4 protein-coding genes are annotated in these 2,347 nt (G+C 72.5%); 3 read left to right on the top strand and 1 reads right to left on the bottom strand.

Translation table 11 applies throughout. The features are described from left to right. Positions 1–166: 166 nt before the first annotated feature. Positions 167–1,171 carry a hypothetical protein gene (locus OOT08_RS17750; protein ID WP_325094189.1) on the bottom strand — a complete coding sequence of 335 codons (1,005 nt, stop codon included), beginning with the start codon at positions 1,169–1,171 and terminating at the stop codon, positions 167–169. A gap of 197 nt (positions 1,172–1,368) precedes the next feature. Here OOT08_RS17750 and OOT08_RS17745 point away from each other — a divergent pair, with 197 nt between their 5' ends. The 3 genes from OOT08_RS17745 to OOT08_RS17735 all read left to right on the top strand — a co-directional run. Continuing rightward, positions 1,369–1,935: a TetR family transcriptional regulator gene (locus OOT08_RS17745; protein ID WP_325094188.1), complete on the top strand. Its 567-nt coding sequence runs from the start codon at positions 1,369–1,371 to the stop codon at positions 1,933–1,935. Continuing rightward, positions 1,932–2,303, top strand: coding sequence for a DMT family transporter (locus tag OOT08_RS17740; protein ID WP_325094187.1), 372 nt, complete (start codon positions 1,932–1,934; stop codon positions 2,301–2,303). Before OOT08_RS17745 ends, OOT08_RS17740 begins: the two co-directional genes overlap by 4 nt. Then, positions 2,300–2,347: hypothetical protein (locus OOT08_RS17735; protein ID WP_325094225.1), on the top strand; the 48-nt coding region annotated here is incomplete at its 3' end. The genes OOT08_RS17740 and OOT08_RS17735, both read left to right, overlap by 4 nt.

Genomic DNA, 2,347 nt, shown 5'->3' with positions numbered 1-2,347 from the left:
CCAGGCGGGGGTTCGGGTGAGGAAGCGACCAATCCGGCTCGGTTCCCAGCGCACGCACCCTCGTTTCTGGGCGATCCTGCTCCGCGATGCCCGTCCGCCAGTGTATCGTTCCGCGCTGGGCCGCGGCTCCCCGGGGGACCGGTCTCCCGGGGAGCGGCGGCTCGGCTCAGCGGATCTTCGCGGTGGCGGCGGAGGTGCGCACGGCGCTCGCGTAGCCGGCCTTCTGCCCCGTGACCTCGACGGCGATGGTCTTGCCCGTGTGCGCGCTCGTGAGGGTGAGGGTTGCGGACTTCGCGCCGGCGATGGGGGTGCTTCCGGCCCACCAGCGGTAGCTGAGGGTGACGCCGGTGCCCCAAGCGCCGGGCTTCGCGGTGAGGGTGCTGCCCGCCTTCGTCGTGCCGGTGATCGTCGGGGTGGGGGCCTGGGTTTGGGTGCCCAGTTGCACGGCTCGGGTACCGGAGGAGGTTTTGCTCACGGACTGGTGGCCGGGTTTTGCGCCGGTCACGGTGACGGTGATCTGGGCGGCGCGGTCCTCGGGCAGGAGGGTCCGGGTGGGCCCGGTCGCGCCGGGGATCGCCGCGCCGTTGCGTTGCCACTGGTAGCTGTGGCTCACGCCGGGGTCCCAGGTGCCGAGGGTGATACCGAGGGTCTGGCCGACCTGTGGGGTGCCGGTGAGGAAGGGCACGGGGGCCTTCCGGATCAGGTCGAGGGCGACGGTGACGTCTTGCGTGTGCTGGGCGAGCTCCGCCTCCTCGCCCGGGGTGCCGTGGCTGGAGTAGATGCTGATGCGGTGCGTGCCCGCGGGGAGGGTGAGCGCCGTGGTCTGCGTCCCGGCGGCGGTCGCGGTTCCGGCCCCGACCGGCGAGTAGCGGCCGTTCACGATGAGGCCGTGGGTGCCGGCGGATGCGCCGTTTTGGAGGTCGTAGCGGTAGGTGACCGTGACGCCGCCCGGGACGGGGGTCATCGTGATCGCGCTGAAGCTCAGGTGGGGGTGGTGTTCCTCGGGGGCGGTGGCTGACCCCGGGGCCTCCGTGGCCGAGGGGGGCTGCTGCGGGAGGGCGGTGGCCGGTGCGAGGCCGACCCCCAGGCTCAGGCTGAGCGCGGCCGCGGCGGTTGCTGCCGTGGTGAGTCGGAAAAACCGGTGTCGGTGCATGATCCGGTGTCGGTGCATGATGTTGTCCCCCTCGGTATTCGGTTGCTCTCGCGGACACCGAGACCGGGTGGACCCGTTCTGAACCGATGCCGCCTTGTGGTCAGCCTAGGCAGTGCCCCCGCCCGGAAACAGACTGATGTTTTCTCCGGGACTCGGCCACAATGGGCTGAGGTGCGGCGTTTCTGAACCAACCTTCCGGTTGGTATAGTTGTCGCGTGACCGACACCACCCGCACCCAGATCCTCACCGCGGCGCTCGGCGTGATCGCGGAGGGGGGCACCGTCTCTCTCGAGTCCGCCGCCCGCGCCGTCGGCCTCAGCAAACCGGGCCTCATGTATCACTTCCCCACCAAGCAGGCCCTCATGCTCGGCCTCGTCGACCACGTCGTCGAGGCCTGGCACCGCGAGATCACCTCGCGGCTGCCCGCCGCCGCGCCATCGCTGTCCGGCGCGCGCGCCCGGTTCTCCCCCGGCCCGCGCGCGCGGCTCTCGGCCTACCTCGACTGGTGCCTCACGGGCGAGTTCAGCAGCGCCGACCTCGTCATGCTGACCGACCCCCGCCTCCGCGAGCCGCTCACGGAGCGCTGGGCCGAGCGCATGGCCCCCTGGTTTGCGCTCCCCGAGCACACCCCGATCGAGACCCGCGCCCGGCTCAGCGCCGTGCGGGCCCTCGCCGATGGGCTCTGGTTCGCCGAGGCCGCCGGGCTCTTCCCCCTCCCCGCCGCCGAACGAGGCCCGGTCCGCGAACTCGCCGATGCCCTCCTCTCGGGGGTGCCCGAGTGAGGGCCTGGCTCTTCCTCGGCGTCGCCATCGTGGCCGAGGTCACCGGTTCGCTGTCCCTCAAGGCGGCCCTCCAGCACCCCGCCTGGTTCGCGCTCGTCGCCATCGGCTATCTCGTCTCCTTCGTCTGCCTCGCCCAGGTGCTCCGCGCCGGGATGGCGCTCGGCGTCGCCTACGGCATCTGGGGCGCCCTCGGGGTCGCCCTGACGGCGCTGGCCGCCGCGGCGCTGTTCGCGGAGCCGCTCACCCCGACGATGTTCGCGGGGATGGGCCTCATCATCCTCGGAGTGCTCACGGTCGAGCTGGGCTCCCAGCGGGCGAAGCGCCAGCGGCCCCCGCGCCGCCTCCCGGCCCGAGAGGTGCTCCCGTGATCGCCTGGCTCTTCCTGGCGGGGGCGATCCTGACGGAGGTCACG

The organism is Leucobacter sp. M11 (genome assembly GCF_035726885.1).
Classification (GTDB): domain Bacteria; phylum Actinomycetota; class Actinomycetes; order Actinomycetales; family Microbacteriaceae; genus JAPFRB01.
This window is presented reverse-complemented; position numbering and strand designations above follow the sequence as displayed.